Origin of the sequence: Variovorax sp. CAN15 (assembly GCF_030462475.1) — a bacterium.
Taxonomy (GTDB): Bacteria; Pseudomonadota; Gammaproteobacteria; order Burkholderiales; family Burkholderiaceae_C; genus Variovorax.
This window is the reverse complement of record NZ_JASMRZ010000034.1, coordinates 1-26,521: the sequence shown is the minus strand read 5'-3', so window position 1 is coordinate 26,521 and position 26,521 is coordinate 1. Positions and strand designations below refer to the sequence as shown.

The 26,521-nt window shown below is 67.7% G+C and carries 26 protein-coding genes and 1 tRNA gene; 23 read left to right on the top strand and 4 right to left on the bottom strand.

Annotated elements, in window-relative coordinates:
- Nucleotides 1-3: 3 nt before the first annotated feature.
- Nucleotides 4-675, bottom strand: coding sequence for a GntR family transcriptional regulator (locus tag QMO14_RS20020; protein WP_301509214.1), 672 nt, complete (start codon nt 673-675; stop codon nt 4-6).
- Nucleotides 676-871: 196 nt separating this feature from the next.
- On the opposite strand from QMO14_RS20020, the gene QMO14_RS20015 reads away from it, so the two are divergent.
- The 5 genes from QMO14_RS20015 (at nt 872) to QMO14_RS19995 (ending at nt 5,409) form a co-directional block, all read left to right on the top strand.
- Complete coding sequence (locus QMO14_RS20015; RefSeq protein WP_301509213.1) at nt 872-1,741, top strand: NAD(P)-dependent oxidoreductase; 870 nt, start codon at nt 872-874, stop codon at nt 1,739-1,741.
- A gap of 81 nt (nt 1,742-1,822) precedes the next feature.
- Nucleotides 1,823-2,461: a 4-carboxy-4-hydroxy-2-oxoadipate aldolase/oxaloacetate decarboxylase gene (locus QMO14_RS20010; RefSeq protein WP_301509212.1), complete on the top strand. Its 639-nt coding sequence runs from the start codon at nt 1,823-1,825 to the stop codon at nt 2,459-2,461.
- A gap of 28 nt (nt 2,462-2,489) precedes the next feature.
- Nucleotides 2,490-3,464, top strand: a complete 975-nt coding sequence (locus QMO14_RS20005) for a tripartite tricarboxylate transporter substrate binding protein (protein WP_301509211.1) — start codon at nt 2,490-2,492, stop codon at nt 3,462-3,464.
- 47 nt (nt 3,465-3,511) lie between these two features.
- Nucleotides 3,512-4,441, top strand: a complete 930-nt coding sequence (locus QMO14_RS20000) for a tripartite tricarboxylate transporter substrate-binding protein (protein ID WP_301509210.1) — start codon at nt 3,512-3,514, stop codon at nt 4,439-4,441.
- Nucleotides 4,442-4,479: 38 nt separating this feature from the next.
- Nucleotides 4,480-5,409 (top strand): amidohydrolase family protein, encoded by a 930-nt coding sequence (locus QMO14_RS19995; protein ID WP_301509208.1) that lies wholly within the window; start codon nt 4,480-4,482, stop codon nt 5,407-5,409.
- 177 nt (nt 5,410-5,586) lie between these two features.
- On the opposite strand, the gene QMO14_RS19990 is transcribed toward QMO14_RS19995, so the two are convergent.
- Nucleotides 5,587-5,660 (bottom strand) — tRNA-Gly (locus tag QMO14_RS19990).
- Nucleotides 5,661-5,776: 116 nt separating this feature from the next.
- Here QMO14_RS19990 and QMO14_RS19985 point away from each other — a divergent pair.
- Together QMO14_RS19985 and QMO14_RS19980 are read left to right on the top strand one after the other, a co-directional pair.
- Nucleotides 5,777-6,214 (top strand): hypothetical protein, encoded by a 438-nt coding sequence (locus QMO14_RS19985; protein ID WP_301509206.1) that lies wholly within the window; start codon nt 5,777-5,779, stop codon nt 6,212-6,214.
- Nucleotides 6,215-6,485: 271 nt separating this feature from the next.
- The gene (locus QMO14_RS19980) at nt 6,486-6,785 is read left to right on the top strand and encodes a hypothetical protein (RefSeq protein ID WP_301509205.1); all 300 of its coding nucleotides are present in this window, start codon (nt 6,486-6,488) and stop codon (nt 6,783-6,785) included.
- A 401-nt stretch (nt 6,786-7,186) separates the two neighbouring features.
- Here the strand turns inward: QMO14_RS19980 and QMO14_RS19975 are convergent, their stop codons facing one another.
- Together QMO14_RS19975 and QMO14_RS19970 are read right to left on the bottom strand one after the other, a co-directional pair.
- Nucleotides 7,187-7,474: a hypothetical protein gene (locus QMO14_RS19975; protein ID WP_301509204.1), complete on the bottom strand. Its 288-nt coding sequence runs from the start codon at nt 7,472-7,474 to the stop codon at nt 7,187-7,189.
- Between the two features lie 251 nt (nt 7,475-7,725).
- Nucleotides 7,726-8,550, bottom strand: coding sequence for a ferritin-like domain-containing protein (locus tag QMO14_RS19970; RefSeq protein ID WP_301509203.1), 825 nt, complete (start codon nt 8,548-8,550; stop codon nt 7,726-7,728).
- Nucleotides 8,551-8,814: 264 nt separating this feature from the next.
- Between QMO14_RS19970 and alaS the strand changes: the two genes are divergently transcribed.
- The 16 genes from alaS to QMO14_RS33405 form a co-directional block, all read left to right on the top strand.
- On the top strand, nt 8,815-11,439 hold the full coding sequence (gene alaS, locus QMO14_RS19965; protein WP_301509202.1) for an alanine--tRNA ligase: 2,625 nt from the start codon (nt 8,815-8,817) through the stop codon (nt 11,437-11,439).
- 41 nt (nt 11,440-11,480) lie between these two features.
- On the top strand, nt 11,481-12,497 hold the full coding sequence (locus tag QMO14_RS19960; RefSeq protein ID WP_301509201.1) for a 2-dehydropantoate 2-reductase: 1,017 nt from the start codon (nt 11,481-11,483) through the stop codon (nt 12,495-12,497).
- A gap of 54 nt (nt 12,498-12,551) precedes the next feature.
- On the top strand, nt 12,552-13,811 hold the full coding sequence (locus tag QMO14_RS19955; protein WP_301509200.1) for a D-amino acid dehydrogenase: 1,260 nt from the start codon (nt 12,552-12,554) through the stop codon (nt 13,809-13,811).
- A 182-nt stretch (nt 13,812-13,993) separates the two neighbouring features.
- Entirely contained in the window at nt 13,994-14,977 is a 984-nt protein-coding gene (locus QMO14_RS19950; protein WP_301509198.1) for a tripartite tricarboxylate transporter substrate binding protein, read from the top strand.
- Between the two features lie 33 nt (nt 14,978-15,010).
- A complete protein-coding gene (locus QMO14_RS19945) occupies nt 15,011-15,826 on the top strand; it encodes an SDR family oxidoreductase (protein ID WP_301509197.1) in 816 nt (271 codons plus the stop codon).
- A 45-nt stretch (nt 15,827-15,871) separates the two neighbouring features.
- On the top strand, nt 15,872-16,420 hold the full coding sequence (locus tag QMO14_RS19940) for a cupin domain-containing protein (protein WP_301509195.1): 549 nt from the start codon (nt 15,872-15,874) through the stop codon (nt 16,418-16,420).
- Between the two features lie 14 nt (nt 16,421-16,434).
- Entirely contained in the window at nt 16,435-17,289 is an 855-nt protein-coding gene (locus QMO14_RS19935) for an alpha/beta fold hydrolase (RefSeq protein ID WP_301509194.1), read from the top strand.
- Nucleotides 17,290-17,330: 41 nt separating this feature from the next.
- The gene (locus QMO14_RS19930) at nt 17,331-18,176 is read left to right on the top strand and encodes an IclR family transcriptional regulator (protein WP_301509192.1); all 846 of its coding nucleotides are present in this window, start codon (nt 17,331-17,333) and stop codon (nt 18,174-18,176) included.
- Between the two features lie 10 nt (nt 18,177-18,186).
- A complete protein-coding gene (locus QMO14_RS19925; RefSeq protein ID WP_301509190.1) occupies nt 18,187-19,026 on the top strand; it encodes an SDR family oxidoreductase in 840 nt (279 codons plus the stop codon).
- On the top strand, nt 19,019-20,719 hold the full coding sequence (locus QMO14_RS19920; protein ID WP_301509189.1) for a thiamine pyrophosphate-binding protein: 1,701 nt from the start codon (nt 19,019-19,021) through the stop codon (nt 20,717-20,719). Before QMO14_RS19925 ends, QMO14_RS19920 begins: the two co-directional genes overlap by 8 nt.
- Nucleotides 20,720-20,733: 14 nt before the next feature.
- Nucleotides 20,734-21,543 (top strand): aspartate dehydrogenase, encoded by an 810-nt coding sequence (locus tag QMO14_RS19915; protein WP_301509188.1) that lies wholly within the window; start codon nt 20,734-20,736, stop codon nt 21,541-21,543.
- Nucleotides 21,544-21,555: 12 nt separating this feature from the next.
- Nucleotides 21,556-23,034, top strand: coding sequence for an aldehyde dehydrogenase (locus QMO14_RS19910; RefSeq protein WP_301509187.1), 1,479 nt, complete (start codon nt 21,556-21,558; stop codon nt 23,032-23,034).
- A gap of 151 nt (nt 23,035-23,185) precedes the next feature.
- A complete protein-coding gene (locus tag QMO14_RS19905; protein WP_301509186.1) occupies nt 23,186-24,157 on the top strand; it encodes a VOC family protein in 972 nt (323 codons plus the stop codon).
- Between the two features lie 17 nt (nt 24,158-24,174).
- Nucleotides 24,175-25,170: a tripartite tricarboxylate transporter substrate binding protein gene (locus QMO14_RS19900; protein ID WP_301509185.1), complete on the top strand. Its 996-nt coding sequence runs from the start codon at nt 24,175-24,177 to the stop codon at nt 25,168-25,170.
- 27 nt (nt 25,171-25,197) lie between these two features.
- Entirely contained in the window at nt 25,198-26,382 is a 1,185-nt protein-coding gene (locus QMO14_RS19895) for an FAD-dependent monooxygenase (protein ID WP_301509184.1), read from the top strand.
- Nucleotides 26,383-26,416: 34 nt separating this feature from the next.
- Nucleotides 26,417-26,521 (top strand): recombinase-like helix-turn-helix domain-containing protein (locus QMO14_RS33405; protein ID WP_367618161.1); only part of this gene is annotated, 105 nt, incomplete at its 3' end.

Genomic DNA, 26,521 nt, shown 5'->3' with positions numbered 1-26,521 from the left:
CGATCAAACGGCGTCGCGGTTGCGCGCGCGGGCGAATTCGTCGCGGTGCTTCATGAAGCGGTGGTAGGACATCCGCAGATGCAACTGCATCACCTGCCGCGCCAGTTCGCCGTCGCGTGCTTCGACCGCGAGCGTGAGATCGCGATGGTGATGAAGGCTCTGTTCCAGCTCGGCCGTCGTGTAGATGTAGAAGGAGCGCACGATGATGGGCATGTCGATCATCGTCTCCAGCATCGCCCTCAGCCGAGACGACCCCGAGGCCTCCAGCAAGGACCGGTGGAATGAGCGATTGGCGTCCTGAATGATTGCGATGCTTCCCGCGTCGCCGGCGGCGATGGCCGCGGCCATCCGATCGTTGCTGGCCGTGAGCTGGGAAACCAGCTGCTCGCCGCCACGCTGCGCAGCCAGCGATGCCGCGTAGGGCTCGAGGAGCATCCGCAGCTGAAACGTCTCCTCGATGTCCCACTCCGACCACTCGGCCACGTGGATGCCCTGGCCCACGCTGTCGGTGGCGAGGCCGTCTGCCACCAGGCGCCTGAGCGCCGTGCGGACTGGCGTGCGGCTCAGGCCCAGCTCGCGCGCGAGCGGTTCCTCCTTGAGCTGGGTGCCTGGGCTGTAGTGCCCCCCAACCAGGCGCTGCCTCAGGACTTCATATGCCTTGTCTCTGCCTTGCATGTCGTGATCTTCGTTGGCCCTCGTGGATTCTAGGCATGGGCCAAGCTCGCAGGACCTGATGTGCCGCCTTGAATATTTGTACTTTGTTTGTTCTTTCTTGGTTGTTGTTGTTTTCAATTTTAGGTGAAAACCCGCAATGCATTGATTCGATTGTTTTTTGTTTGTATTATTTTTGTACTTTTAAGGAACGAGTTCGATGCGTATCGCAATCATTGGTCTGGGTGAGTTGGGTCGCTGCTTCGCTGCCCCGCTACACGCCGCTGGCTTCGAGGTCAGCGTCTGCGAGGTTCGGCCGGCTGCCGCGGCACAGGAGCTTGCCGCGTCCATCGGCGCACCCATCCATCCAGCCCCTGGAGCGTGGCTGTCCGACGCGCAGTGGGTGCTTTCGTGCGTCACTGGCACGACGGCGCTGCCGGTGCTGGAGGCGGTACTGCCTCATCTCGCAGACGGAGCATCTGTGGCCGACTTCACGACAGCCAGTCCGGCGGTCAAGCGCGAGGCTGCGGCCAGGGCGGCTGCCGCGGGCGTCCGGTACGTCGACACGGCCGTGATGGGGGCCATCTCGTTGAATCTGGTGCGCACACCGCTGCTGGTTTCCGGAGAAGGTGCCGGCGACTTCAAGGCCTTCATGGAGCAGGCTGGCGGGCGTGTACAGGTGATCGAGGGCGCCAAGGCGGGCGATGCCATCTCGCTGAAGATCCTGCGCAGCATCTTCACCAAAGGCATGGAAGCGCTGTGCGTGGAACTGCTGATGAGCGCCCAGAAGCAGGGCGTACGCAGCGAGTTGTACGCCCAGCTTGCCGACATCGACCAGACGCCGCTGCGGTCCTTCATGGACATGCTGGTACGAACGCACGTGGTGCACGCCAGGCGGCGAGCGCATGAGGTCCGTGACGCCCAGGGCGAACTGACGGCCCAGGGCCTGTCGTCCGTGGTTCTGCCCGGCGTGGCACAGCGATTCGTGGCAACCGCATCGGCGCTCGAGCACACGCCGCTGCCGAGCAACGACCCGAGCGTCGAACAGGCGATCGACTGGCTGCTCACCACCGCCACCGCCGGCTCCTAGCCTGACTTTCAACCCCTGCTTGTTCCGGGTGCCGCATGCCCCCCGGTGCTCGTCCTCGCTCTTTTTCTTTTGGAGAACACATTGGCAACCAAAGACCAGATCAAACAGCTTCGCGACCTCGGAGCCGCAACCGTCTACGAGGCCCAGGGCGCCAAAGGTGCGCTCGACCAGGGCATCAAGCCGATCGACCCCACGCTGCGGCTGGCGGGCCCCGCGCTCACCGTCGATTGCCGCCCCGCCGACAACCTCATGCTGCACTACGCCGTGCAGAAGGCCGCGCCCGGCGACGTGCTCGTGGTCGACGCCAAGGGGTTCATGGAGGCCGGCCCGTGGGGTGACGTGCTGACCATCCAGGCCATGAAAGTGGGCATCGCGGGCCTGGTCATCAACGGCTGCGTGCGCGACGCGAACCTCATCATCGAACTCGGGTTCCCCGTGTTCTGCCGCGGCCTGTCGATCAAGGGAACGGCCAAGAACCAGCCCGGCAGGCTCAATGTGCCGATCACCTTCGGCGATGTCCTGATCCATCCTGGCGACATCATCGTGGGTGACCGCGACGGCGTCGCCGTCGTCCCCAGGGACGAGGTGGCCTCGGCCATCTCCAGCAGCCTGGCCAGGGAGGAGAAGGAAGCCGACCAGCGCAAGGCGATCGAACAGGGCGCGATGACGGCCGAGCTGCTCAACCTGACCGACACCCTCAAGCGATTCGGCCTCGTCTGAGCGCCCCCATACAAAAAGGAGACATCACGTGCGCAAGTTCATGACCATGGCGCTTTCCTGCGCCGCCCTTCTGGCGCCCCTGTCGCAAGTCCAGGCCGCAGATGCCTACCCGTCGAAGCCCATCCGCATGGTGGTTGGGTTTGCCGCGGGCGGCTCGGCCGACATCAATGCGCGCATCGTCGCCCAGGAACTGGGCAAGGAGCTCGACGGCACCATCGTCGTCGACAACAAGGGCGGCGCCGGGGGCAACCTCGGCGCGGTCGAGGTCAAGCGTGCCGCGCCGGACGGCTACACGATGTTCTATGCGACCTCCGCCGTCGTGCTTGCGCCTTCCCTGTACGCCAGGCCCGGCTTCGACCCCTATGCGGACTACACGCCCATCTCGCTCACCGCGACCATCCCGCTGCTGCTGGTAGTGAACCCCAAGGTTCCTGCCAGGACCGTCGACGAGTTCATCGCTCTCGCCAAGGCCAAGCCCGGGGAAATGAACTACGGCTCGTCTGGATCGGGCGCGTTGCTCCACCTGGGCGGCGCACTGTTCACCAAGGAGGCGGGCATCCAGGCTACGCACGTGGCCTACAAGGGCAGCGCCCCCGCCGTTGCCGACCTGCTCGCCGGCACCACCCAGTTCATGTTCCTGCCGATCAACGAATCCATTGCGCATGTGAAGAGCGGCGCCCTCCGCGCCCTGGCCATCACCAGCGAGAAGCGATCCGCGCTGCTGCCGGACGTGCCCACGATCCGCGAGGCGACAGGCAAGACGACCATGGACATGGGCGCCTGGCAGGGGTTGATGCTTCCCAGGGGCGCTCCCAGGGAGGTCGTCGACAAGGTGACCGCTGCGCTGAAGAAGACGCTCGCGGACAGGCCCACACAGGAGCGGCTCACAGGGCAGGGCTCGGTCGTCCTGGGCGGCGGCGCCAAGGAGTACTCGGACTACATGAAGGTCGAAGGTGAGCGCTGGGCCAAGGTCATCAAGGAGACCGGCGCCAAGGTCGAATGACAACCATAGAGGAGACAAACGTCATGCTGAAGAAAAGAACGCTGATCGTGGGCGCCGTCGCGGTATTCGCCGCCCTGGCCGCGGGTGCCCAGGATTTCAAGACCCCCATCAAGATCGTCGTGCCGTTCGCGCCCGGCGGCGCCACGGATGCGCTCGCCCGCCTGCTCGGACCCAGGCTGGGCAAGGAACTGAACCAGACTGTCATCGTGGACAACCGGCCCGGTGCCAGCGGCCAGATCGGTACTGCGGCCGTCAAGGCTGCTCCCGCCGACGGCTCCACTTTTCTTCTGGCGCTCGATCATTCGGTGGTCGTGGTTCCATTGATCACGCCCACGGCGGGGTACGACGCGGTACGCGACTTCGTGCCCGTCGGCCAGGTGGCCCGCTTCCAATGGACGTTCGCGGTACCGCTGACCAGTTCTGCCAGGTCACTTCCCGAGTTCGTGGACATGGTCCGCAAGGATCCGCAAAGCGGCAACTACGGCGTACCGCTGCAGGGCGGTGTGCCGGACATCATCGGTGCGGCCATCACGCGCAAGGCGAATGTGAAGATGGAGTCGATCGCCTTCGGCGGTTCGGCGCAGCTGATGCCCCAGCTCATCGGTGGCCAGCTCGCCTCCGGAGTCACCGGGGAGCCGGAGGGCGTCCAGATGGCGCGTGGCGGCAAGGTCCGCATCCTGGCCATCTCGGGCGGCAAGCGCTCCTCGCTGCTGCCGGAGGTCCCGACCTTCGAGGAACTGGGCTTCACCGGCGTCGACGTGAACAGCTTCAACGCTTTCTTTGCGCCCAAGGGCCTGTCTCCGGTGCTGGCCGAGAAGTTCAACACTGCGTTGCGTGCCGTTCTCAAGGACGCCGAGGTACAGGCACGCATCAAGGAGATGTCGCTCGATCTGGCGCCCACCGACCTGAACCAGTCCAGAGCCGAGCTGGCCAAGTCGTACGCGTTCTGGAACGATGCGGCGACGCGGAAGAAATGACGCCCGTCGCTTCGGCGGCGGCGAGGCGGGATGGCAGCATGGACACACCTTTTTCGACCGGCACGAACGCCCCGGCATTTGCCGTGCCGGAAGGCGCCTGCGACTGCCACATGCACCTGTTCGACAACGCCTCGCCGTATGCCGGCCCCGATGTCCTGAAGCACCCGGATGCGACGCCGCAGGACTACCGGGCGCTGCAGCGGCGCCTGGGCACGTCTCGCAACGTGGTGGTCCAGCCCTCCAGCTACGGATTGGACAACCGCGTTCTCGTGGCCGGCCTGAAGGCGTTGGGCGACAGTGCCAGAGGCGTTGCCGTCGTCGATCCGACGGCAACCGCGTCGCAGCTGCTCGATCTCGAGGACGCTGGCGTCGTCGGAGTTCGATTCAACCTGGTGCAGGCCGGTGCCACGCACGAGCGCATGCTCGAAGATGTCGCCGAACTCATCCGGCCCTTTGGATGGCACATCCAGATCCATGCCCACGCAGCCACGCTGATCGGCCTCGCTGACCGTCTCATTCGACTGCCGGTTCCGGTCGTGATCGACCACTATGCGCGTCTCAATGTGTTCCCGGAGCTGAGGCCGGGCCTGGAAGACAGCGTGTTCCGTCTCCTGTCCACCGGCTGCGCGTGGCTCAAGCTGTCGGCGCCGTACATTGCGTCGCCCCAGTCGACGGCCTACGAGGATCTTGAGAGCTTCGCGCAGAGGCTATCCGCCAAGTACCCCGACCGGCTGGTGTGGGGAACGGACTGGCCCCATGTGACCGAGCGTGGGTACAAGCCGGACGACGCTGTGCTCATGGGGCTGCTCTCGCGATGGTTCTCTGCGGACGAGATCACCAGAATCCTGGTCGACAACCCACGCGCCCTGTACGGATTCGACATCCAGGAAGAGCGTCGCACCGATTGCGACAGCATCGCCCCGGGCAGCGACGCCATGCGACGGCCTCACTGGGCTGCCCGCGGATAGCTGGATTGGCGAGACGAGCCGGTGCGGCAGGTCATCTCGTGGATGAAATCAACGGGGGGAGGTGCACGGTGGGCCTGCGGAGTACCGGAGCGCCGACTCATTGACACAGTGCTGAGACCCATCCGGCAATTTCAAGCTGTTGCCGCACTTGAATCGGGTGGCTTCCTCTGCAAGGAGTGGAGCGGGTGAAGGGAATCGAACCCTCGTATGAAGCTTGGGAAGCTGCCGTTCTGCCATTGAACTACACCCGCATCTGGCAAGCCGCCGATGGCAATGCTGCAATCGGCGACAGGCGGCAGTATAGATGCACACCATTCGAGGTTCGCGCCGCCGAGCGAACCGGCTGATCCGATACGCCATACCAAGCATGAAATCCAAGCCGATCCGAATCATCCTTCACGCCGTCGTCGCGGTTTCAGCAGGCTCTGCCGTCGCCGGAACCATCACATGCGTGCCCGCGCCGGGCGGCGCGGGCACGGCTCCCTGGATCCGCAAGATCTCCATCGACGAGCACTCGCGCACCGTCAACATGGACATCGTGCGCCGCAGGACAGAAGACACGGACACCATGGGCAAGATGAGGGCCGATCTGCTGAGCATGGAAGAGACCCAGGGCGGGGAGCCCGCCTACGTCTTCAACGCGATTCCCGCCGCGGGTGACGAGGTCACGAACCTCTTCAAGCTGTTCAAGGCGGGCGAATGGCGGCTGATCCGGGCTGGCGTGGTGTTCATCGGCAAGGTGCCGGCGCTGCGGGCGGTCGATCCGGGCATGGTTCTCGATTGCAAGCGGTCGGACCTGGGATAACTCGCCGGCAGGCGCTGCCGAAAATTTTTTCGGGCGCTGCCTCTTTGGCAGGCATCGTGTCGCAGGCCAGGCCAGACAAGGCTTCCGAGCGATGCGCACATGGTTTTCCACAGCATTGTCCCCATCGGAACGGGAAAACCTGTCATTGGCTTGTGGTAAGGCGAATCCGTATTGAAAAAGGGTAACCCGGGGGTAGGCGCGCGCCGACAGACTCGGCCGCGCGCGGGGAGGAATATGGTTCGCACCGCATTCCAGCGGAAAGGAGCGTGAAATGACGTTCGACTTCTTGTTTCGCCCGAATCACACCGCCTACCTGCGACGCGCGGCGGCCCTCCTGGAAGAGGCCCAGATGGCGCGCATCGAGCATCAGGCGGCGGCAGAGCACCACAGCGCGCTTGCCCGGATGTATGCCGAACGCGTCAGGCGTCTTGAGAACGAGCTCTATCGCCAGCCGCAAGCTACGGCGCACGGAGGTGGCCTGGCGACGACGGAGGCTGGCTCGCCGGACGAGCGTCCGCAGCTGTATTCGCTGGACGGTAGCCGCAAGCCGGGGCTGACCTCGGCGAACTGAGTTGCCCCGGCGGAGGGCGCGCGTCGTGTCGCCGCGGGCGCGAGGCGGGCCAGTGCGCGATGGACAAAAAAATACCCGCCGAAGCGGGTTCGAGTTGCCCTTGTGGGCACGCTCCAAGCACTGACGGAGAGCTCTTCTTTTATGCGGCCCTGTTGCGTGACAGCATCGGTATCGTCGGTGTTCGCCTTGGTGGCACGTGTCAGCCGGAAACAGGTAGGTGCCGTAGGACACTCATTAAAACGTGAACTATTTGGCATTTTCTGGAGGGTGCCGAGCCTCGCGGCCGAACTCTTCGATTCGAAGTGTCGGTCCTGTCCGACAAGGCTGCAGTGCATGAAGCCCTAGATTTTGCTGGCTCGCTTTGAAGTGCGAGTTCTCTGTGCGTGACAGCACCAAGAGGTTCAACCCAGCCTTCGCGCTGGGTTTTTTTTGAGCGTTGCCTTGTCGCTCCTGTCTCGGAAAAGTTCGAACCGAAAGGTGGTCTGAGGCTGGCCGAGGGGCGGAGTCGCAATCCCGATCGCATGCTCCCAGGCTTCGCGCCAGAGGCGGGCGTTGGCGATCTGCATTTCGCTCGTCGAGTCGATGCCGGATTCGAGCTGGTTCGGCCATGCCCGACAGCACTTCATCGGCCGCGACGATGGGCCGGTTCGCGGCTCCAGCAACCGCAGGGAAGTGAAGCGCACCTCCATCAGGTCGCGTAGGCCGGGCTGGCTGTGTAGAGCTGCTCGCGGTTGGCTGCGTGATTGAACATCGGGACGCGCATGCAGCAAGGCTGCGAAACGGCTTGCCGGCGGCGCGATGCAGCCGCGCTTGTCCGAAGGTCTCCGGCCTTGTCTCCAGCTGGGCAGAAAGGAGGGCGGAAATATCGGCCAAGCACCTGTTGTGCGAAATGGAATCCTGGCTCCGGTTTGCAGCTACGCGGGAACGCCCCGATTGCCGCTCACCGCAGGAACACGTGCTCCATGAATTGCCTGATCGGATACTGGATCACCGTCTGCACCTTCGCCGGCAGTTCCAGCGGCCGCATCAGCATCTTGAGCGTGGTGCCCGGGCTCAGGTGGGTGCGGATGGTGTTGTTCATGTCGGCGCTCAGGCGCTGCACATAGGCAATGTCGTCGGCCCGCTCGGGCGAACGCGTCCTGACCACGTGGCGGATCGCGCAATCGGCGTCCTCGCTCTTGAGCTCGAGCGTGCGCCGGCCGATGGTGCCCATCACGCGCAGACGGCTCAGTTTTTCCTGCTCGCGGTAGCGCCGGTAGTAGCGGTAGAAGTGCTTGTAGTGATTGACCTCGTCGGTGGCGATGCGGGTCGCCAGGTCCTGCAGCACGGGCTCGTCGGTGCAGCGGGCCATGGCGCGGTAGTAGGTGGCGGTGCCGGTCTCGACCACGCAGCGGGCGGTCATCTCGAGGCCTCGGGTGGGGGCGAGCAGCTCGACCTTGCAGTAGGTCGCGTACTCCTCCAGGAAGTTGCGGTAGGCGGTGTCCCAGTCGAACTCCGGCCACACGTGGCGCACGTAGGCGCGCAGGGCCTTGCCGTGCTGCAGTTCCTCGAGCTCCCAGTGCCGGGAGAGCCAGTCGGTGACTTCCTGGTCGCCCTGGAAGAAGTCCACCAGGTTGTGCGTGTACAGGTCGGAGCCGCTCTCGATGAAGGAGGCGGAGGTCACCAGGTAGAAGAGGTTCTCGTCCGGGCGTACCTTGTCGAGCGCGATGCGCGAGAAATCCAGGTCTTCGATCGTCCAGTGCCGTTCGGCATCTTGGCTTGCCATGCGAACTCCTTGATCTTTTTGTCCGTACAAGTACGGATGGCGCCGACCGTCCTTGGTCCTCGTTTTTTTGCGCCAGGGCACATATTAGCCGTGGAGTACGGATCCTGCCGTCTTGCGGGCGGCCCCGGCCGGCGAGGGCGGCATGGCCAAACCTATAATCGTTTGTTCAAGCAAATCAAGCAGTTAGGCCGGTTCGCCGCAGTGGGTTCGACATGAGGGTCGCCATCGCCGCGCCGCCCTCGACGGCAGAAGACGAATCCAAAGATGAGCCAGCCCACATTCACGGTCGCGGACATCCGCAAGACCTTTATCGATTTCTTCGCTTCCAAGGGCCACACGGCCGTCGCGTCGAGCCCTCTCGTGCCGGGCAACGACCCGACGCTGATGTTCACCAATTCGGGCATGGTGCAGTTCAAGGACGTGTTCCTCGGCACCGACAAGCGCCCCTACAAGCGCGCGGCCTCCGTCCAGGCCTGCCTGCGCGCCGGCGGCAAGCACAACGACCTCGAGAACGTGGGCTACACCGCGCGCCACCACACCTTCTTCGAGATGCTGGGCAACTGGAGCTTCGGCGACTACTTCAAGCGCGAGTCGCTCACCTGGGGCTGGGAACTGCTCACGCAGGTCTACAAGCTGCCGGCCGACAAGCTGCTGGCCACCGTCTATCACGAAGACGACGAGGCCTATGACATCTGGACCAAGGAAATCGGCCTGCCGCCCGAGCGCGTGATCCGCATCGGCGACAACAAGGGCGGCAAGTACAAGTCCGACAACTTCTGGATGATGGCCGACACCGGCCCCTGCGGCCCGTGCTCCGAGATCTTCTACGACCACGGCCCGCACATCCCCGGCGGCCCCCCGGGCAGCCCCGAGGAAGACGGCGACCGCTTCATCGAGATCTGGAACCACGTGTTCATGCAGTTCGACATGCAGGAAGACGGCAGCGTGGTGAAGCTACCCGCTCCCTGCGTCGACACCGGCATGGGCCTGGAGCGCCTGGCCGCGATCCTGCAGCACGTGCACAGCAACTACGAGATCGACATCTTCGACGCGCTCATCAAGGCCGCCGCGAAGGCCACCGGCACGCAGGACCTGTCGAACAACTCGCTGAAGGTGATCGCCGACCACATCCGCGCCACCTCGTTCCTGGTGGCCGACGGCGTGATCCCGTCGAACGAAGGCCGCGGCTACGTGCAGCGCCGCATCATCCGCCGCGCCATCCGCCACGGCTACAAGCTGGGCCAGAAGAAGCCTTTCTTCCACAAGCTGGTGCCCGAACTGGTCAGGCTGATGGGCGAGGCCTACCCGAAGCTGGTGGCCGATGAAAAGCGCATCACCGACACGCTGAAGGCCGAGGAAGAACGCTTCTTCGAGACGCTGGCCAACGGCATGGAAATCCTCGACGCGGCGCTGGCCGATGGCGCCAAGACGCTGCCCGGCGACGTGGCCTTCAAGCTGCACGACACCTACGGCTTCCCGCTCGACCTCTCGGCCGACGTGTGCCGCGAGCGCGGCGTGAGCGTCGACGAAGCCGGCTTCAACGCCGCCATGGAAAAGCAGAAGGCCGCTGGCCGCGCTGCCGGCAAGTTCAAGATGGATCGCGCCGTCGAATACGCTGGCGCCGGCAACACCTTCACCGGCTACGAGAGCCTTGAAGAAAGCGCCAAGGTCGTCGCGCTGTACTTCGAAGGCGCGGCCGTCAACGAGCTGAAGGAAGGCCAGAGCGGCATCGTCGTGCTCGACACCACGCCCTTCTATTCGGAAAGCGGCGGCCAGGTCGGCGACCAGGGCGTGCTCGTTGCCGAAGGCGTGCAGTTCGGCGTGGAAGACACGCAGAAGATCAAGTCCGACGTGTTCGGCCACCACGGCACCCAGACCCAGGGCACGCTGAAGGTCGGCGACGCGGTCAAGGCCGCGGTCGACACCGCGCGCCGCGCCGCCACCATGCGCAACCACTCGGTCACCCACCTGATGCACAAGGCCCTGCGCGAAGTGCTGGGCGGCCACGTGCAGCAGAAGGGCTCGCTGGTCGACGCCGACAAGACACGCTTCGACTTCGCGCACAACGCGCCCGTCACGCACGCGCAGATCCTCGAGATCGAGAAGCGCGTGAACGCCGAGATCCTCGCCAACTCCGAGACGCACGCCCGTGTGATGGACATGGAGTCGGCCCAGAAGACCGGCGCGATGATGCTGTTCGGCGAGAAGTACGGCGAGACCGTGCGCGTGCTCGACATCGGCACCAGCCGCGAGCTGTGCGGCGGCACCCACGTGGGCCGCACGGGCGACATCGGCCTCTTCAAGATCGTCAGCGAAGGCGGCGTGGCCGCCGGCGTGCGCCGTATCGAGGCCGTCACCGGCGCGAACGCGCTCTCCTACCTGCAGGACCTGGAATCGACCGTGCAGAGCGTGGCTGCCACGCTCAAGTCGCCGGCCGCCGAGCTGCAGGGCCGGCTCTCGCAGGTGCTGGAGCAGGTGAGGGCGCTCGAACGCGAAGTGGGTGCGCTCAAGGGCAAGCTCGCTTCGTCGCAGGGCGACGAGCTCCTGTCGCAGGCCGTGGACGTCAAGGGCATCAAGGTGCTCGCCGCCAGGCTCGACGGCGCCGATGCCAGGACGCTGCGCGAGACCATGGACAAGCTCAAGGACAAGCTCAAGACCGCCGCCATCGTGCTGGCCGCCGTCGACGGCGACAAGGTGCAGATCGCGGCTGGCGTCACGGCCGACAGCACGGCCAAGGTCAAGGCCGGCGAGCTGGTCAACTTCGTGGCCCAGCAGGTCGGCGGCAAGGGCGGCGGCAAGGCCGACATGGCCATGGCCGGCGGCACCAACGCGGCGGGCCTTCCGGCCGCGCTGCAATCGGTGCAGGCCTGGGTCGCCGAACGCGCCTGACGGCTTTTCCACCCCAGACGAAAAGAAAGCACAAGCACTTCATGCCAGACACGATCCCCGGTGAAGTGCTTGTGATGGGGGCGGGCACCATCGGGTGCTTCATCGGCGGAAGCCTGGCGGCGGCGGGCGTGCCCGTCACCTTCGTCGGCCGCCCGCGCGTGCTCGAAAAGCTCGCGAAGCACGGCCTGACGCTCACGGACATCGACGGCGCGATGCACAAGCTGCCTGCCGACAGTCTGCGCCTCAGCGGGCAGGTGCCTGCAGGCGCGCGGCCCTCGCTGGTGCTGCTGTGCGTGAAGAGCGGCGCTACGGCCGAGGCGGCGGGCGAACTGGCCTTCGCGCTGCCGGCCGGTACCGCGGTCATCTCGCTGCAGAACGGCATCTCCAACTGCGCGGCAGCCGCACAGACCGGCCCTTCGCTCAACGTGCGCGCCGGCATGGTCCCGTACAACGTGGCCGAGATCGGCCCGGGCGCCTTCCATCGGGGCACGCCCGGCCGGCTGGCCGCGGAAGACGATGCGGTGCTGCGCCCCTGGCTTCCCGTGTTCGAGCGCGCCGGCGTGCCGCTCGACCTGCATGCCGACCTGCTGCCCGTGCAGTGGGGCAAGCTCATGCTCAACCTCAACAACCCGGTCAACGCGCTCTCGGGCCTGCCGCTGCGCGAAGAGCTCATGCAGCGCGGCTACCGCCGCTGCTTTGCGTCGCTGATCGACGAGGCGCTGGGCATCCTCAAGGTCGCGGGCATCGCGCCGGCGCAGGTTGCGGCGGTGCCGGCGCACCGGCTGGCGGGCCTGCTGCGATTGCCCGACTGGATCTTCCGCATCGTCGCGGCTCGCATGCTGCGCATCGACGCGAAGGCGCGCTCCAGCATGGCCGACGACCTCGCGCTCGGCCGCCGCACCGAGATCGACGCGCTCAGCGGCGAGGTGGTGCGCCTCGCGCAGGAGCACGGCCTGAGCGCGCCGCGCAATTCGCGCATGGTCTCGCTGCTCGAGGCCTGGCCGCAACAGCCGAAGCGCTGGACGGCACGGCAATTGCAGGACGCACTGGGCTTGTAACGTCCGGCCCTGTACCCTCGGCTGCGTCACGGCAGCTTCAAAAGGGTTGTTCTCATGCGCGTCCTGATTCTCGGCAGCGGTGTCATCGGCACCTCGATCGCGTACTACCTGGCGCGCACCGGGCACGAGGTAACGGTGCTGGAGCGCCAGCCGGCGCCCGCGCTTGAAACCAGCTTCGCCAACGCTGGGGAGGTTTCGCCCGGCTACTCGGCGCCATGGGCCGGGCCCGGCGTGCCGGTCAAGGCCGTCAAGTGGATGCTGATGCAGCACAGCCCGCTGGTCATCAAGCCGATGCTCGATCCGGCGATGTGGCGCTGGGGCCTTGCGATGCTGCGCAACTGCACGCAGGCGCGCTACGAGATCAACAAGAGCCGCATGGTTCGGCTCGCGGAGTACAGCCGCGATTGCCTGAAGGAGTTGCGCGCCGACACCGGCATCGCCTACGACGAGCGCATGCAGGGCACGCTGCAGCTGTTCCGCACGCAGCAGCAGCTCGACGGCACCTCGAAGGACGTCGAAGTGCTCCAGGCCTCGGGCGTGCCCTACCAACTGCTCGACCGCGAGGGCTGCGTGCAGTACGAGCCCGCGCTTGCGGCGGTGAAGGGCAAGTTCGTCGGCGGTCTGCGGCTGCCGGGCGACGAGACCGGCGACTGTTTCAAGTTCACGCAGGCGCTGGCCAGGCTGGCTGAGGCCGAGGGCGTGAAGTTCAGGTTCGGCGTGAACATCCAGGCCCTCGAACACGATGCGGCCAGGGGCATCACCGCGGTGCGCACCGATACCGGCAGCTTCACGGCAGAGCGCTACGTGGTCGCCCTCGGCAGCTATTCGCCCGCGCTCGTCAGGCCGCTGGGCATCCGGCTGCCGGTGTATCCGGTCAAGGGCTTCTCGATCACCGTGCCGATCACCGACGCGGGCGGCGCGCCCGAATCGACGGTGATGGACGAAACCTTCAAGGTGGCGGTCACGCGGCTCGGAGATCGCATCCGCGTGGGCGGCACCGCGCAGCTCTCGGGCTTCGACCTGCGGCTCAACGAGCGCCGGCGCGACACGCTCGAGCACGTCGTGACCGACCTGTTCCCCAAGGGCGGCAACGTGCGCGACGCTTCCTTCTGGACCGGCCTGCGCCCCATGACGCCCGACGGCACGCCCGTGATCGGCGCCACCCGCGTTCCCAACCTGATGCTCAGCACCGGCCACGGCACCCTCGGCTGGACCATGGCCGCAGGCACCGGCCGCGTGATGGCCGACCTGATCGCGGGCAGGGCGCCGGCGATCGACATGGAAGGCCTGACCGTGGCGCGCTACGGCGGCTGAGGCTCTTCCGTCCCTCCTTGCGCCAATGCAGGGCGGCCCGAAAAGGCCGCCCTGTTTTCGTTGTGACACAAGGATTCGGGTTTTCCCTTAGTCATGAAGTTGTCTTCTTCGATATTCTTCGTGGCGTTCCATTAATAAATCGTTGTTTCTTTAGTGAAACAAAACAGAGCCAAACGGACACGATGAAACAGACACGCCGCCTTGCCATCGCCGCCGCCATTTCCATGGCCGCCGCTTGCGCCTCCGGACTCGCCTGGGCAGCCGACAGCTACCCGGCCAAGCCGATCACGCTGGTCGTCGCCTATCCGGCCGGTGGCGACACCGACGCGCTGGCGCGGCTGTTCGCCGAGAAGCTGTCGACGCGCGTCGGCCAGCCCGTGGTGGTCGACAACCGCCCCGGCGCCAGCGGCATCATCGGCAGCGCCTACGTGTCGAAGGCCACGCCCGACGGCTACACGCTGCTGCTCGCGCCCAGCACCTTCTCGATCGCGCAGCTGGTGCTCAAGACCAACGGCTCGGGCTACGACGTGCTCAGCGGCTTCACCCCCATCGTGCAGACGGGCAGCCAGCCGCTGTTCCTGGTGGCCGGCGGCAACAGCGGCCTCGCGACGGTGAAAGACGCCGTGGCCGCCGCCAGGGGCGGCAAGACGCTGAGCTACGCGAGCCCTGGCAGCGGCTCGCCGATGCACATCCTGGGCGAGATGTTCGCCCGCGCCTCCGGCACCACGCTCGCCCACGTGCCCTACAAGGGCGTGGCGCCCGCCATCAACGACGTGCTGGGCGGCCACGTGCCCGTCACCTTCATCACGCTGGGCCCGGTGGCGCCGTACATCGCCAACGGCAAGCTGCGCCCGCTGGCCGTGGCCTCGGCCCAGCGCTCGCCGCTCGCGCCCAACGTGCCGACGCTGGCAGAGCAGGGCTACAAGGACGTCGAGGTCACCGCCTGGAACGGCCTCTGGGGCCCGCGCAACCTGCCGCCCGAGATCGTGAAGACGCTCAACGGCCACTTCAACGAGATCCTGAAGATGCCCGAGATCGTCTCGCGCATGGCCGTGCTCGGTACCACGCCCGTGGGCGGCGACGCCGACGTGCTCGGCAAGACCAATGCCGCCGACTACGCGCGCTTCGGCAAGGTCATCAAGGAACTCGGCATCCAGGCCGACTGATCTTCCGGTCTTCGTTTCCACCAGCTTCATTCCATGACCGACCTCAAAGCCATCGCCGACCCATCGAGCCTGCAGGCGCTGCTCGCCGAGATGCCCGCCAACCTGCTGGCCGGCCGCCGCGTGCTCGTGACCGGCGGCGCGCGCGGCCTGGGGCTCGCCTTCGCGCAGTGCATCGCCGCCGCGGGTGCCAGCGTGGTGCTGGCCGACATCCTCGGCGAGCTGGCCGAGACCGAGGCGAAGGCGCTGCGCGAAGCCGGCCGCAACGCGCATGCGCTGCCTGTGGACCTGGCCAACCCCGGCTCCATCGTGGCCTGCGCCGACGAAGCCATCCGCCTGCTCGGCGGCCTCGACGGCCTGGTCAACAACGCCGCCATCACCAACTCGGGCGGCCGCGACGCGCACCAGCTCGAGATCGACGTGTGGGACCGCGTGATGAACGTCAATGTGCGCGGCAGCTGGCTCATGGGCCGCGCCTGCCGCCAGGCGCTGGCCGAAAGCGGTCGCGGCTCCGTCGTCAACCTCGCCTCCGACACCGCCCTGTGGGGCGCGCCCAACCTGCTGGCCTACGCGTCGAGCAAGGGCGCCGTGATTTCCATGACGCGCTCGCTGGCGCGCGAATGGGGCGGCGACAACATCACCGTCAACGCCGTGGCGCCGGGCCTCACGCTGGTCGAGGCCACCGAATACGTGCCGATGGCGCGTCACCAGAAGTACCTCGAAGGCCGCGCCATCCCGCGCGAGCAGCAGGCCGCCGACGTGTGCGGCGCCACCGTCTTCCTTCTTTCGGGGCTCGCGCGCTTCGTGACGGGCCAGCTGCTGGCCGTCAACGGCGGCTTCGCGATGCACTGAGAACCCACCCACGCACCCGATTTTTCCGACCAAGGAGTCAACCCGATGAGCGATCTGTCCGAACAGCAGAAGATCAACCCCGCGGCCACCAACACCCTGGCCCAGCCCGAAGGCAGCAGCCTCGCGGAGTGGATGAACACCCGCATCGCGCGCTACGAGACCCGCAAATACGACTGGGACGCGCTGAAGTTCCAGGCCGACTTCGACCCGAAGTTCCGCCGCGCCCAGATGCGCTACGTGGGCACCGGCGGCACCGGTGTCGCGGCCGACGTCAACACCGTGCCCGCCGAGCACTTCACCTTCTCGACCATGGTGATCCCCGCCGGCCACGAAGGCCCGCCGCACCTGCACACCGACGTGGAGGAAGTGTTCTTCCTGATCCGCGGCAAGCTCAAGGTGGTGATCGAGAAGGACGGCGAGCGCTTCGAGACCATCATGACCGACCGCGACCTGATCTCGGTGCCGCCCGGCGTGTACCGCGAAGAGATCAACATCGGCGACGAGGACGCGCTGATGTGCGTGATGCTGGGCGCGAAGAAGCCCGTCACGCCGACGTACCCCGCCGACCACCCCTTGGCCAAGATCAAGCGCTGAGCGGACGCACGGCCATGAACCTCTCCACCGACGCCCTGAATCTGCCGGCCTCCGAGCTGGCAAGGCTCGACGCCAGCTTCCCGGCCCGCGATGTCGCGGTCGGCGGCGGCGCCGTGGTGTCGGTGCGCGAATGCGGCAAGGGGCCGGCCATCGTGTGCCTGCACGGCATCGGTTCGGGTGCGGCATCGTGGATCGACACCTCCGCGCTGCTCGCGGCGCAGGCCCGCGTGATCGCCTGGGATGCGCCGGGCTATGGCAGCTCGACGCCGCTCGAAGCCGCCGCGCCGGCCGCCGCCGACTACGCGGCGCGGCTGGGCCGACTGCTCGACGCGCTCGGCATCGACTCGTGCGTGCTGGTCGGCCATTCGCTGGGTGCGATCACCGCCGTCTCGGCCGCGCGCAGCGATGCGCGCATCCGCCGGCTGGTGCTTGTCAGCCCGGCCATCGGATACGGCGCCGCCTCGCGCGCGGAGGCGCGGGCCAAGGTCCGCGCCGAGCGCCTCGCCACGCTCGACGAACTCGGCATCGCCGGCATGGCCGCGAAGCGCTCGGCCCGGCTGGTTTCCGACAAGGCCAGCGAGCACGCCCGCCAGTGGGTGCGCTGGAACATGGCCCGCCTGAATGACCACGGCTATCGCCAGGCTGTCGAGCTTCTGTGCAACGCCGACCTCCTGGCCGACCTGCCGCCGCCCATGCCGGTGCGCGTGGCCTGCGGCGCGCTCGACGTGATCACGCCCCCGGCGGCATGCGAAGAAGTCGCGCGCCGGTGCGGAGTGCGGCTCGAATTGTTGGACGATGCGGGCCACGCCGGCTATGTGGAGCAACCGCAGGCCGTCGCGAAGCTGCTGAGCGAATCCCTCGCCGGCTGACCGCAACCACTACAGAGACATCCAAGGAAGGAAACACAGGCATGGCCAGCAACAACAACGACGGCAACGAGGCGATGGAAGAGGGCGCCGACCGCTACAACGTGCCCGCGCTGGAGCGCGGACTGCGCGTGCTGTGCGAGTTCAGCCGCGAAAGCCGCACGCTTTCGGCGCCCGAACTGGCGCGCCGCTTCGACCTGCCGCGCTCCACCGTCTTCCGCCTGCTCACCACGCTGGAGAACATGGGCTTTCTCGAGCGCACCGAGGGCGGGCGCGACTACCGCCTGGGCCTGGCCGTGCTGCGCCTGGGCTTCGAATACCTGGCCTCGCTGGAGCTCACCCAGCTCGGCACGCCGCTGCTCAACCGGCTGTGCGACGAGCTGCGCACGCCCTGCAACCTGGTGGTGCGCGACGGCCGCTCCATCGTCTACGTGGCCAAGGTGGCACCGCCCACGCCCTTCGCCAGCTCGGTCACCGTGGGCACGCGGCTGCCGGCCCATGCCACGGTGCTGGGCCGCATCCTGCTCGAAGACCTCACGCTGCCGCAGCTGCGCGCCCTCTATCCGGAAGACAAGCTCGAAACCTTCTCGCCGAGCACGCCCAAGACCGTGAACGAGCTCTTCGACATGGTGCAGGCCGACCGCCAGCGCGGCTACGTGCTGGGCGAGGGCTTCTTCGAATCGAACATCTCCAGCATCGCCGCGCCGGTGCGCGACCACAGCGGCCACATCGTGGCGGCGCTGGGCGCCACCGTCACCGCCAGCCACATCGAGGAGAGCCGCATCGACGAGATGGTGCAGCGCGTGCGCGGCACCGCCGACGAGATCTCCGGCCTGCTCAATTACTCGCCCGCGCGCACCGCCAAGGTAGTGCCGCTTCGCTCAGCATGACACCGGGACCATGACCACCCCAGCTCTTCCTTCCTCCTTCTTCGCCGCCGATGCGCTGGCCGGCCGCGTGGCCGTGGTCACGGGCGGCTCGTCGGGCATCGGCCTGGCCACCGTCGAGCTGCTGCTCGGCTGCGGCGCCGCGGTCGCGCTGTGCGGCCGCAACGCCGAGCGGCTCGATGGCGCCGTGGCCGGCCTGCGTGCGCAGTTCACCGGCGCGAAGCTCTTCGCGCAGACCTGCGACGTGCTCGACGCCGCCTCGGTTCGCTCCTTCGCCGCTGCCAGCGAGGCCGCGCTCGGCCCGGCCTCGATGCTGGTCAACAACGCGGGGCAGGGCAGGGTCTCGACCTTCGCGGACACCGACGACAAGGCCTGGACCGAAGAGCTGAACCTGAAATTCTTCTCGGTCATCAACCCGACGCGCGCCTTCCTGCCGCAGCTCGCGGCGCAACGCGCCGCGCTGGGCGATGCCTCCATCGTCTGCGCCAACTCGCTGTTGGCGCGCCAGCCCGAGCCGCACATGGTTGCCACCTCGGCCGCGCGCGCCGGGCTGCTGAATCTGGTGCGCTCCATGGCCACCGAGTTCGCGCCACAGGGCGTGCGCGTCAACGGCATCCTGATCGGCCTCGTGGAGTCGGGCCAGTGGCGCCGCCGCTTCGAGGCGCGCGAAGACAAGTCGCTCGACTGGGCCGCATGGAGCGGCCAGCTCGCGAAGAACAAGCACATCCCGCTGGGTCGCCTGGGGCTTCCGACCGAAGCCGCGCGGGCGATCCTTTTCCTGGCTTCACCCCTCGCGTCGTACACGACGGGCAGCCACATCGACATTTCCGGAGGCCTGTCACGCCATGCATAACCCCAACAACACCGTCACCGTCGGCGCCGTCGTCGCCGCTTTCCTCGAACAGTGCGGCGTCAAGGCGGCCTTCGGCGTGATCTCGATCCACAACATGCCGATCCTCGACGCCTTCGCGCAGCGCGGCACGGTGCGTTTCATCTCGGCGCGCGGAGAGGCCGGCGCGGGCAACATGGCCGACGCCTACGCACGTTCCACCGCCAGCCTGGGCGTGTGCATCACCAGCACCGGGCCCGCCGCGGGCAACATCGCGGGCAGCATGGTCGAGGCCCTGACGGCCGGCGCGCCTGTGCTGCACATCACCGGCCAGATCGAGACGCCGTACCTCGACAAGGGCATGTCGTACATCCACGAGGCGCCCGACCAGCTCACGATGCTCAAGGCCGTGTCGAAGGCCGCGCTGCGCGTGCGCAGCGTCGAGACGGTGCTCGGCACGCTCAAGCGCGCGGTGCAGCTCGCGCTGACGGCGCCGACCGGCCCGGTCAGCGTCGAGATCCCGATCGACATCCAGTCGGCGCTGACCACGATGCCGGCCGACCTGTCGCCGCTGCCCATCGAGCGCGCCGTGCCGTCGGCCGCCGCGCTCGACGCGCTGGCCGCGCGCCTCGCCGCTGCAAGGCGCCCGATGCTGTGGGTCGGCGGCGGTGCCCGCCATGCCCGCGCCGCCATCCAGCGCCTGCAGAAACTCGGCTTCGGTGTCGTCACCACGACGCAGGGCCGCGGCACGGTGCCCGAGGACGACGCCGGTTCGCTCGGCGCCTACAACATCCAGAAGCCGGTCGAGGCCCTCTACCAGACCTGCGACGCGATGCTCGTGGTCGGTTCGCGCCTGCGCGGCAATGAGACGCTCAAGTACGAACTGAAACTGCCCCGCCCGCTGTACCGCATCGACGTCGACGCCGCCGCCGAAGGCCGCTGCTACGCGTCCGAAGCCTTCGTCTGCGGCGACTCCGCGCTGGCCCTCGAAGGCCTGGCCGACCGCCTCGAAGCCGCCAGTTACAAGGCCGACCCGCAACTGCTGGTCGACCTGCGTGCCGCGCACGACCAGGCGGTTGCGGCGCTGCGCGACGGCCTCGGCCCTTACGCCGAGCTCGTACGCCAGCTCCAGTCGGCGGCCGGGCGCAACTTCAACTGGGTGCGCGATGTGACAGTCTCCAACAGCACCTGGGGCAATCGCGAGCTGCGCGTCTTCGAACCGAGCGCGGGCGTGCACGCCACGGGCGGCGGCATCGGCCAGGGCATGCCGATGGCCATCGGCGCGGCCATCGGCGCAGCGGTGACGGGCTCGGGCCGCAAGACCTTCTGCCTGGCCGGCGACGGCGGCTTCATCCTGAACCTGGGCGAGCTGGCCTGCATGGTGCAGGAGAAGGCGCCCATGGTGATCGTGCTCATGAACGACAAGAGCTACGGCGTCATCAAGAACATCCAGGACGCGCAGTACGGCGGCCGCCAGTGCTACGCCGAGCTGCACACGCCCGACTACGACCTGCTGTGCAAGTCGATCGCGCTGCCGCATGCCCGCGTCCGGGACCTGGCCGAGCTGCCCGCACGCATCGGCGAGGCGCTGGCGGGCGAAGGTCCGTTCCTGCTGGAGATCGACATGCTCTCGATCGGCAGCTTCAAGACCACCTTCGCCGGCCCGCCGACCAATACGGTCACGCAGATCCCGGCGCTCGGTGCGGTGGGCAAGTGAGCGAAAGCCGTTCCATGTCCACGCCCACGCCCACGCCCACCCGCATTGCACTCGTCGGCTGCGGAGCCATCGGCAGCTCGGTGCTGCAACTGCTCCACGGCGATCCCGCCCTGAAGGTGGTGGCTGTCGTCGTGCCCGCCGACGCCATCGCCGCCGCGCAGAAGGCGGCACCCGACGCGCAGGTGGGCAGCGCCTTGCCCGCCGACGGCATCGACCTCGTGGTCGAGACGGCCGGCCATGCCGCCATCGAGGAGCACGTGCTGCCCGCGCTGGCACGCGGCACGCCCTGCGTGGTCGCATCGGTCGGTGCGCTGTCGGCCACCGGCCTCGCCGAGAAGCTCGAAGCCGCCGCCATCGCAGGTCGCACCCAGGTGCAGCTGATTCCCGGCGCCATCGGCGCCATCGACGCGCTGGCTGCCGCCCGCATCGGCGGTCTCGACAGCGTGCGCTACACAGGCCGCAAGCCGCCGCAGGCCTGGAAGGGCACGCCGGCCGAGCAGGGCCGCGACCTCGGCGCGCTGGCGCATGAAACCGTGATCTTCGAAGGCAGCGCGCGCGAAGCGGCCTTGCTCTATCCGAAGAACGCCAACGTGGCCGCCACCGTCTCGCTCGCGGGGCTGGGGCTCGACCGCACGATGGTGCGGCTCATTGCCGACCCCGCCACCGCCGAGAACGTTCACACCGTCGAAGCCGAGGGCGCCTTCGGCAGCTTCGAGCTGACCATGCGCAACAAGCCGCTCGCGGCCAACCCCAAGACCTCCGCGCTCACCGTCTACAGCGCCGTGCGCGCGCTGCGCAACCGCGTGGCCGCGCTCGCCATCTGAGCCCGACATTCCATGATTTCTTCCGAACTCCTTCCGATCTGCATCGCCGGCGAATGGCGCCTGGGCGGCGGCGACATCTACGAAAGCCTCTACCCGGCCACCGGCGAGCCCATCGCGCGCCTGCGGGCCGCGAGCCTGGCCGACGTCGAGGAAGCCATTGCCGGCGCAGACCGCGCATTCCGCACCTGCGGCTGGGCCCAGCGCCTGCCGCACGAGCGCGCGGCCGTGCTGCACCGCGTGGCGCAGCTGATCCGCGAAGAGAGCGAATCGCTCGCGCAGAAGCAGCGCCTGGACAACGGCAAGCCGATCAACGAAACCCGCAACCTGGTGGCGAGCGCCGCCGGCACCTTCCAGTTCTTCGCCGCCGCGCTGGAGACGCTGGAGGAAACCATCACGCCGTCGCGCGGCGCCTTCGTGACCATGAGCGTGCACGAGCCCATGGGCGTGGTCGCGGCCATCACGCCGTGGAACTCGCCCATCGCCAGCGAGGCGCAGAAGCTGGCGCCCGCGCTGGCGGCAGGCAACGCGGTGGTCGTGAAACCCGCCGAGGTCACGCCGCTGATGGCGCTGGAGCTGGCGCGCATCTGCGAGCAGGCCGGCGTGCCCAAGGGCATCGTCAGCGTGCTGCCGGGCAGGGGCTCGGTGATCGGCGACGCGATCACCAAGCATCCGCTGGTCAAGCGTGTGTCGTTCACCGGTGGCACCACCACCGGCAAGCACATCGCCCACATCGCGGCCGACAAGATGATGCCGGTGTCGCTGGAGCTCGGCGGCAAGTCGCCGACCATGGTGCTGGACGACGCCGACCTCGACCACGCGGTCAACGGTGTGCTCTACGGCATCTTCAGCTCGTCGGGCGAGTCGTGCATCGCGGGCTCGCGCCTCTTCGTGGCGCGGAGCATCTACGACGAGTTCCTCACGCGGCTGGCCGAAGGCGCCAATGCGCTGCGCGTGGGCGATCCGGCATCGGAGCGCACACAGATGGGCCCGCTGATCACGGCGAAACACCGCGAGGGCATCGAGCGCTACGTGGAGCTGGGCGTGTCCGAAGGCGGCAGGATTCGCACGGGCGGCGTACGCCCGCACGGCGACGGCTACGACCGCGGCTACTTCTACCAGCCGACCATCCTCGAAGGCCTGACGAACGGCGCGCGCATCAGCCAGGAGGAAATCTTCGGCCCGGTGCTGGTGGCCATGCCCTTCGACAGCGAGGAAGAGCTGATCGCGCAGGCCAACGACAGCGTCTACGCGCTGGCTGCCGGCGTGTGGAGCCGCGACTTCAAGCGCGCCTGGAAGCTGGGCCGCGCTGTGCAGGCCGGCACGGTCTGGGTCAACACCTACAAGCAGTTCTCCGTGTCCACGCCCTTCGGCGGCTGGCGCGACAGCGGCCTGGGCCGCGAGAAGGGCCGCGAAGGCATCTTCCAGTACATGGAGCAGAAGAGCATGTACTGGGGCACGAACGAACAGCCCCTGCCTTGGGCAGCACCATGAAAAACCCCCAGGCTTCGCGCACTTCGTGTCGCTTCGCCCACCCCCTTGCAGGGGGCAATACCGGCGGCCCGGCAAAGCCGGTTCCGCGGTGTTCCTGGAACGAGCTGTTCGGTGCCACGCGTGTGCCGGTCGGCATGACAGAAAGATTGAAATGAGCGTACTTGGCATCGACCAGATCACCTACGGCGCGGACGACCTGCCCGCCTGCAGCCAGTTCTTCCAGGACTGGGGCCTTTCGCTGAAGTCGGAGGCCGCCGACGAACTCGTCTTCGAATGCCTCAACGGCTGCAAGGTGGTGGTCGCCGCGCTGGACAAGCCGGGCCTGCCGCCCGCGATGGAAGAGGGGCCGACGCTGCGCGAAGTGGTGTGGGGCGTGGAAAGCGAGGCGGACCTCGCCCGCTATGCCGACGCCATCGCACAGGACCCGGGCTTCTTCGACACCACGGTGGACGGCGCGCGCCGTATCGGCTGCATCGATCCCAACGGCCTCGCGGTGCGCCTGCAGGTCAACCGCAAGCATGCGGTGCAGGTGGAGTGCGGCGCCATGAACACCTGGAACGCCAAGCCGCGCGTCAACCGGGCCGCGCCCATCTACGAGCGCGCCGTGCCCATCGAGGTCGGCCACGTCGTGTTCTTCGTGAGCGACGTGAAGACCACCAGCGCCTTCTACGCCGATCGCTTCGGCTTCGTGGCCTCCGACAGCTACCCCAACCGCGGCGCCTTCATGCGCTGCGCGGCCGAGGGCGGCCACCACGACCTGTTCCTGCTGCAGATTCCCTCGGGCAAGCGCGGGCTGAACCACGTGGCCTTCACCGTGCGCGACATCCACGAAGTGTTCGGCGGCGGGCTTCACTTCTCGCGCTGCGGCTGGGAAACCCAGCTGGGCCCGGGCCGCCACCCGGTGTCGTCCGCCTACTTCTGGTACTTCAAGAACCCGGCGGGCGGCCTCATCGAGTACTACGCCGATGAAGACCAGCTCACCGCCGACTGGCAGCCGCGCGAGTTCGAGCCGGGCCCGACCGTCTTCGCCGAATGGGCGGTGGACGGCGGCCTCGACGGCAACACCCGCCGCCAGAAGAACGCGGAAGGCCCCAAGGGCGCCTTCCTCACCGAAAAGAAATGACTCACACGACCAACGCCATGCAAAGACGTTTCTCTCTTTCCGTCCTGTTCGCCGCACTCACGGCCTTCACGCTCGCCGCGCCCGTGCACGCGCAGCAGAGCGAGGCGCAGAAGCAGCTCTCCAGCGAGCGCTTCACCATCATCTCGCCGTTCCCGCCGGGCGGCCCTGTCGACACGCTGGCCCGCGTGCTCTCCGACGGCCTGGCCAAGCGCTACGGCCAGGCGGCGGTGGTCGACAACCAGGTGGGCGCGGCCGGCAACATCGGCATGGAGAAGGTCAAGCGCGCCAAGGGCGACGGCCACACGCTGCTGGTGATCCCGGCGGGCAACGTCACCATCAACCCGACGCTGATGCCCAACTTCCCCTTCGACATGGCGAAGGACTTCGTGCCCGTCACCATGCTTGCGAAGGCGCCCAACGTGCTGGTGGCCTCGCCGGCCTCGGGCATCAGGAACGCGAAGGACCTGGTGGCGCAGGCCAAGGCCAAGCCCGGCACGCTCTCGTATGCCTCGCCCGGCGTGGGCAGCGGCCTGCACCTTGCGGGCGAGCTCTTCAAGCAGCAGGCCGGCATCGACATGCTGCACGTGCCCTACAAAGGCACGGCGCCCGCGCTCAACGACGTGCTCGGCGGCTCGGTGCCGCTGATGTTCAGCAACCTGCCGGCGACGCTGCCCTTCCTGAAGAACGGCAAGCTGGTGGCCATCGGCGTGACCGAGGCCAAGCGCAGCGCGGCGGCGCCGGAGATTCCGACGCTGGCGGAGCAGGGCATCCAGGGCGTGACCGTGACCTCGTGGTACGGCCTCATGGCGCCCAGGGGCACGCCGCCGGCGGTTGTCGAGCAGCTTGCCAAGGACGCGACCGAGATGCTCTCGGCGCCCGACGTGCGCGAGCGCCTGAAGCTGCAGGGCATGACCGACGCGGCCATGAAGCCCGCCGAGTTCGCCTCCTACATCCGCGATGAGACGGCGGTGTGGGCCAAGATCATCAAGGCCCGCAACATCGTCGCCGAGTAAGCCGAAGAAGGACCCGGGGAGACACCCATGAAGACCATCACCACCAGCGAATCCACCATCGGCATCGTCGGCGCGGGCATCGGCGGCCTCGTGGCGGCCATCGCGCTGCGGCGCGCGGGCCACGACGTGGTCGTGTTCGAGCAGGCGAAGCAGTTCGCCCGCGTCGGCGCCGACATCAACCTCACGCCCAACGCCGTGCGCGCGCTCGACGGCCTCGGCGTGGGCGAGGCGGCCCGCGTGACGGCGGCGCGTCCCTCGCACCGCATCAGCCGCACCTACGACACCGGCGAGGAAACCTCGCGCCTTGAGATGGCCGAGACCGCCGAGCAGCGCTACGGCGCGCCGCAGCTCACCATCCACCGCGCCGACCTGCTGGCGGCGCTGGCCGACATGTTCCCTGCGGAGCAGGTCGCGCTCGGCAAGCGCGCCGAGAAGATCACGGCCGATGAGAAGGGCGTGAGCCTTTCGTTCGCGGATGGCACCGAGGCGCGCGTCGGCGCGCTGATCGGCGCCGACGGCATCCACTCCTGCGTGCGCACGGCGATGTTCGGGGCCGAGAGCCCGCGCTTCACCGGCATCGTGGCGTACCGCGCCGTGGTGCCCGCCGGGCGCGTGGCCGGCGTGCCGAACCTCGGCGCCTTCACCAAGTGGTGGGGGCCGAATCCGCAGAGCCAGATCGTCACCTTCCCGCTGAACCGGGGCAAGGACATCTTCATCTTCGCCACCACGCCGCAGGACAGCTGGCACCTGGAGTCGTGGACCGCGCCGGGCAGCGTCGACGAACTGCGCGAGCAGTACGTGGCCTACCACCCCGAGGCGCGCGCGCTGCTCGACGCCTGCGATACGGTGCTGAAGACCGCGCTGTACGAGCGCGACCCGATGCCCGCCTGGACCCAGGGCCGCATGGCGCTGCTGGGCGACGCCGCGCACCCGATGCTGCCCTTCATGGCGCAGGGCGCGGGCATGGCCATCGAAGATGCCGTGGTGCTGTCGCGCCACCTCGACGGCGTGGCGATGGCCGACCTGCCGGCCGCGCTGCAGGGCTTCGAGACCGCCCGCATCGAGCGCGCCAGCCAGGTGCAGCTCGGCTCGCGCGGCAACAACTGGCTGCGCGAAGGCGGCAACGCCGACTGGGTCTACGGCTACGACGCCTGGGCCGCGCCGCTCGCTGCACCGGCCATGGCCGCCGCAGCAGCAGCAACAGCAGCCTGATTCTTCATTTCACCTCGTCCCACGGAGGCACACGATGCAAACCCAAGACCGCTACCTGCAACCGCACCAGGCGCGCCGTCGCCCCGCGACCACCTACGAAGACCTGCTGGGCGACGTGATCGAGCGCGCCTTCGCAGAT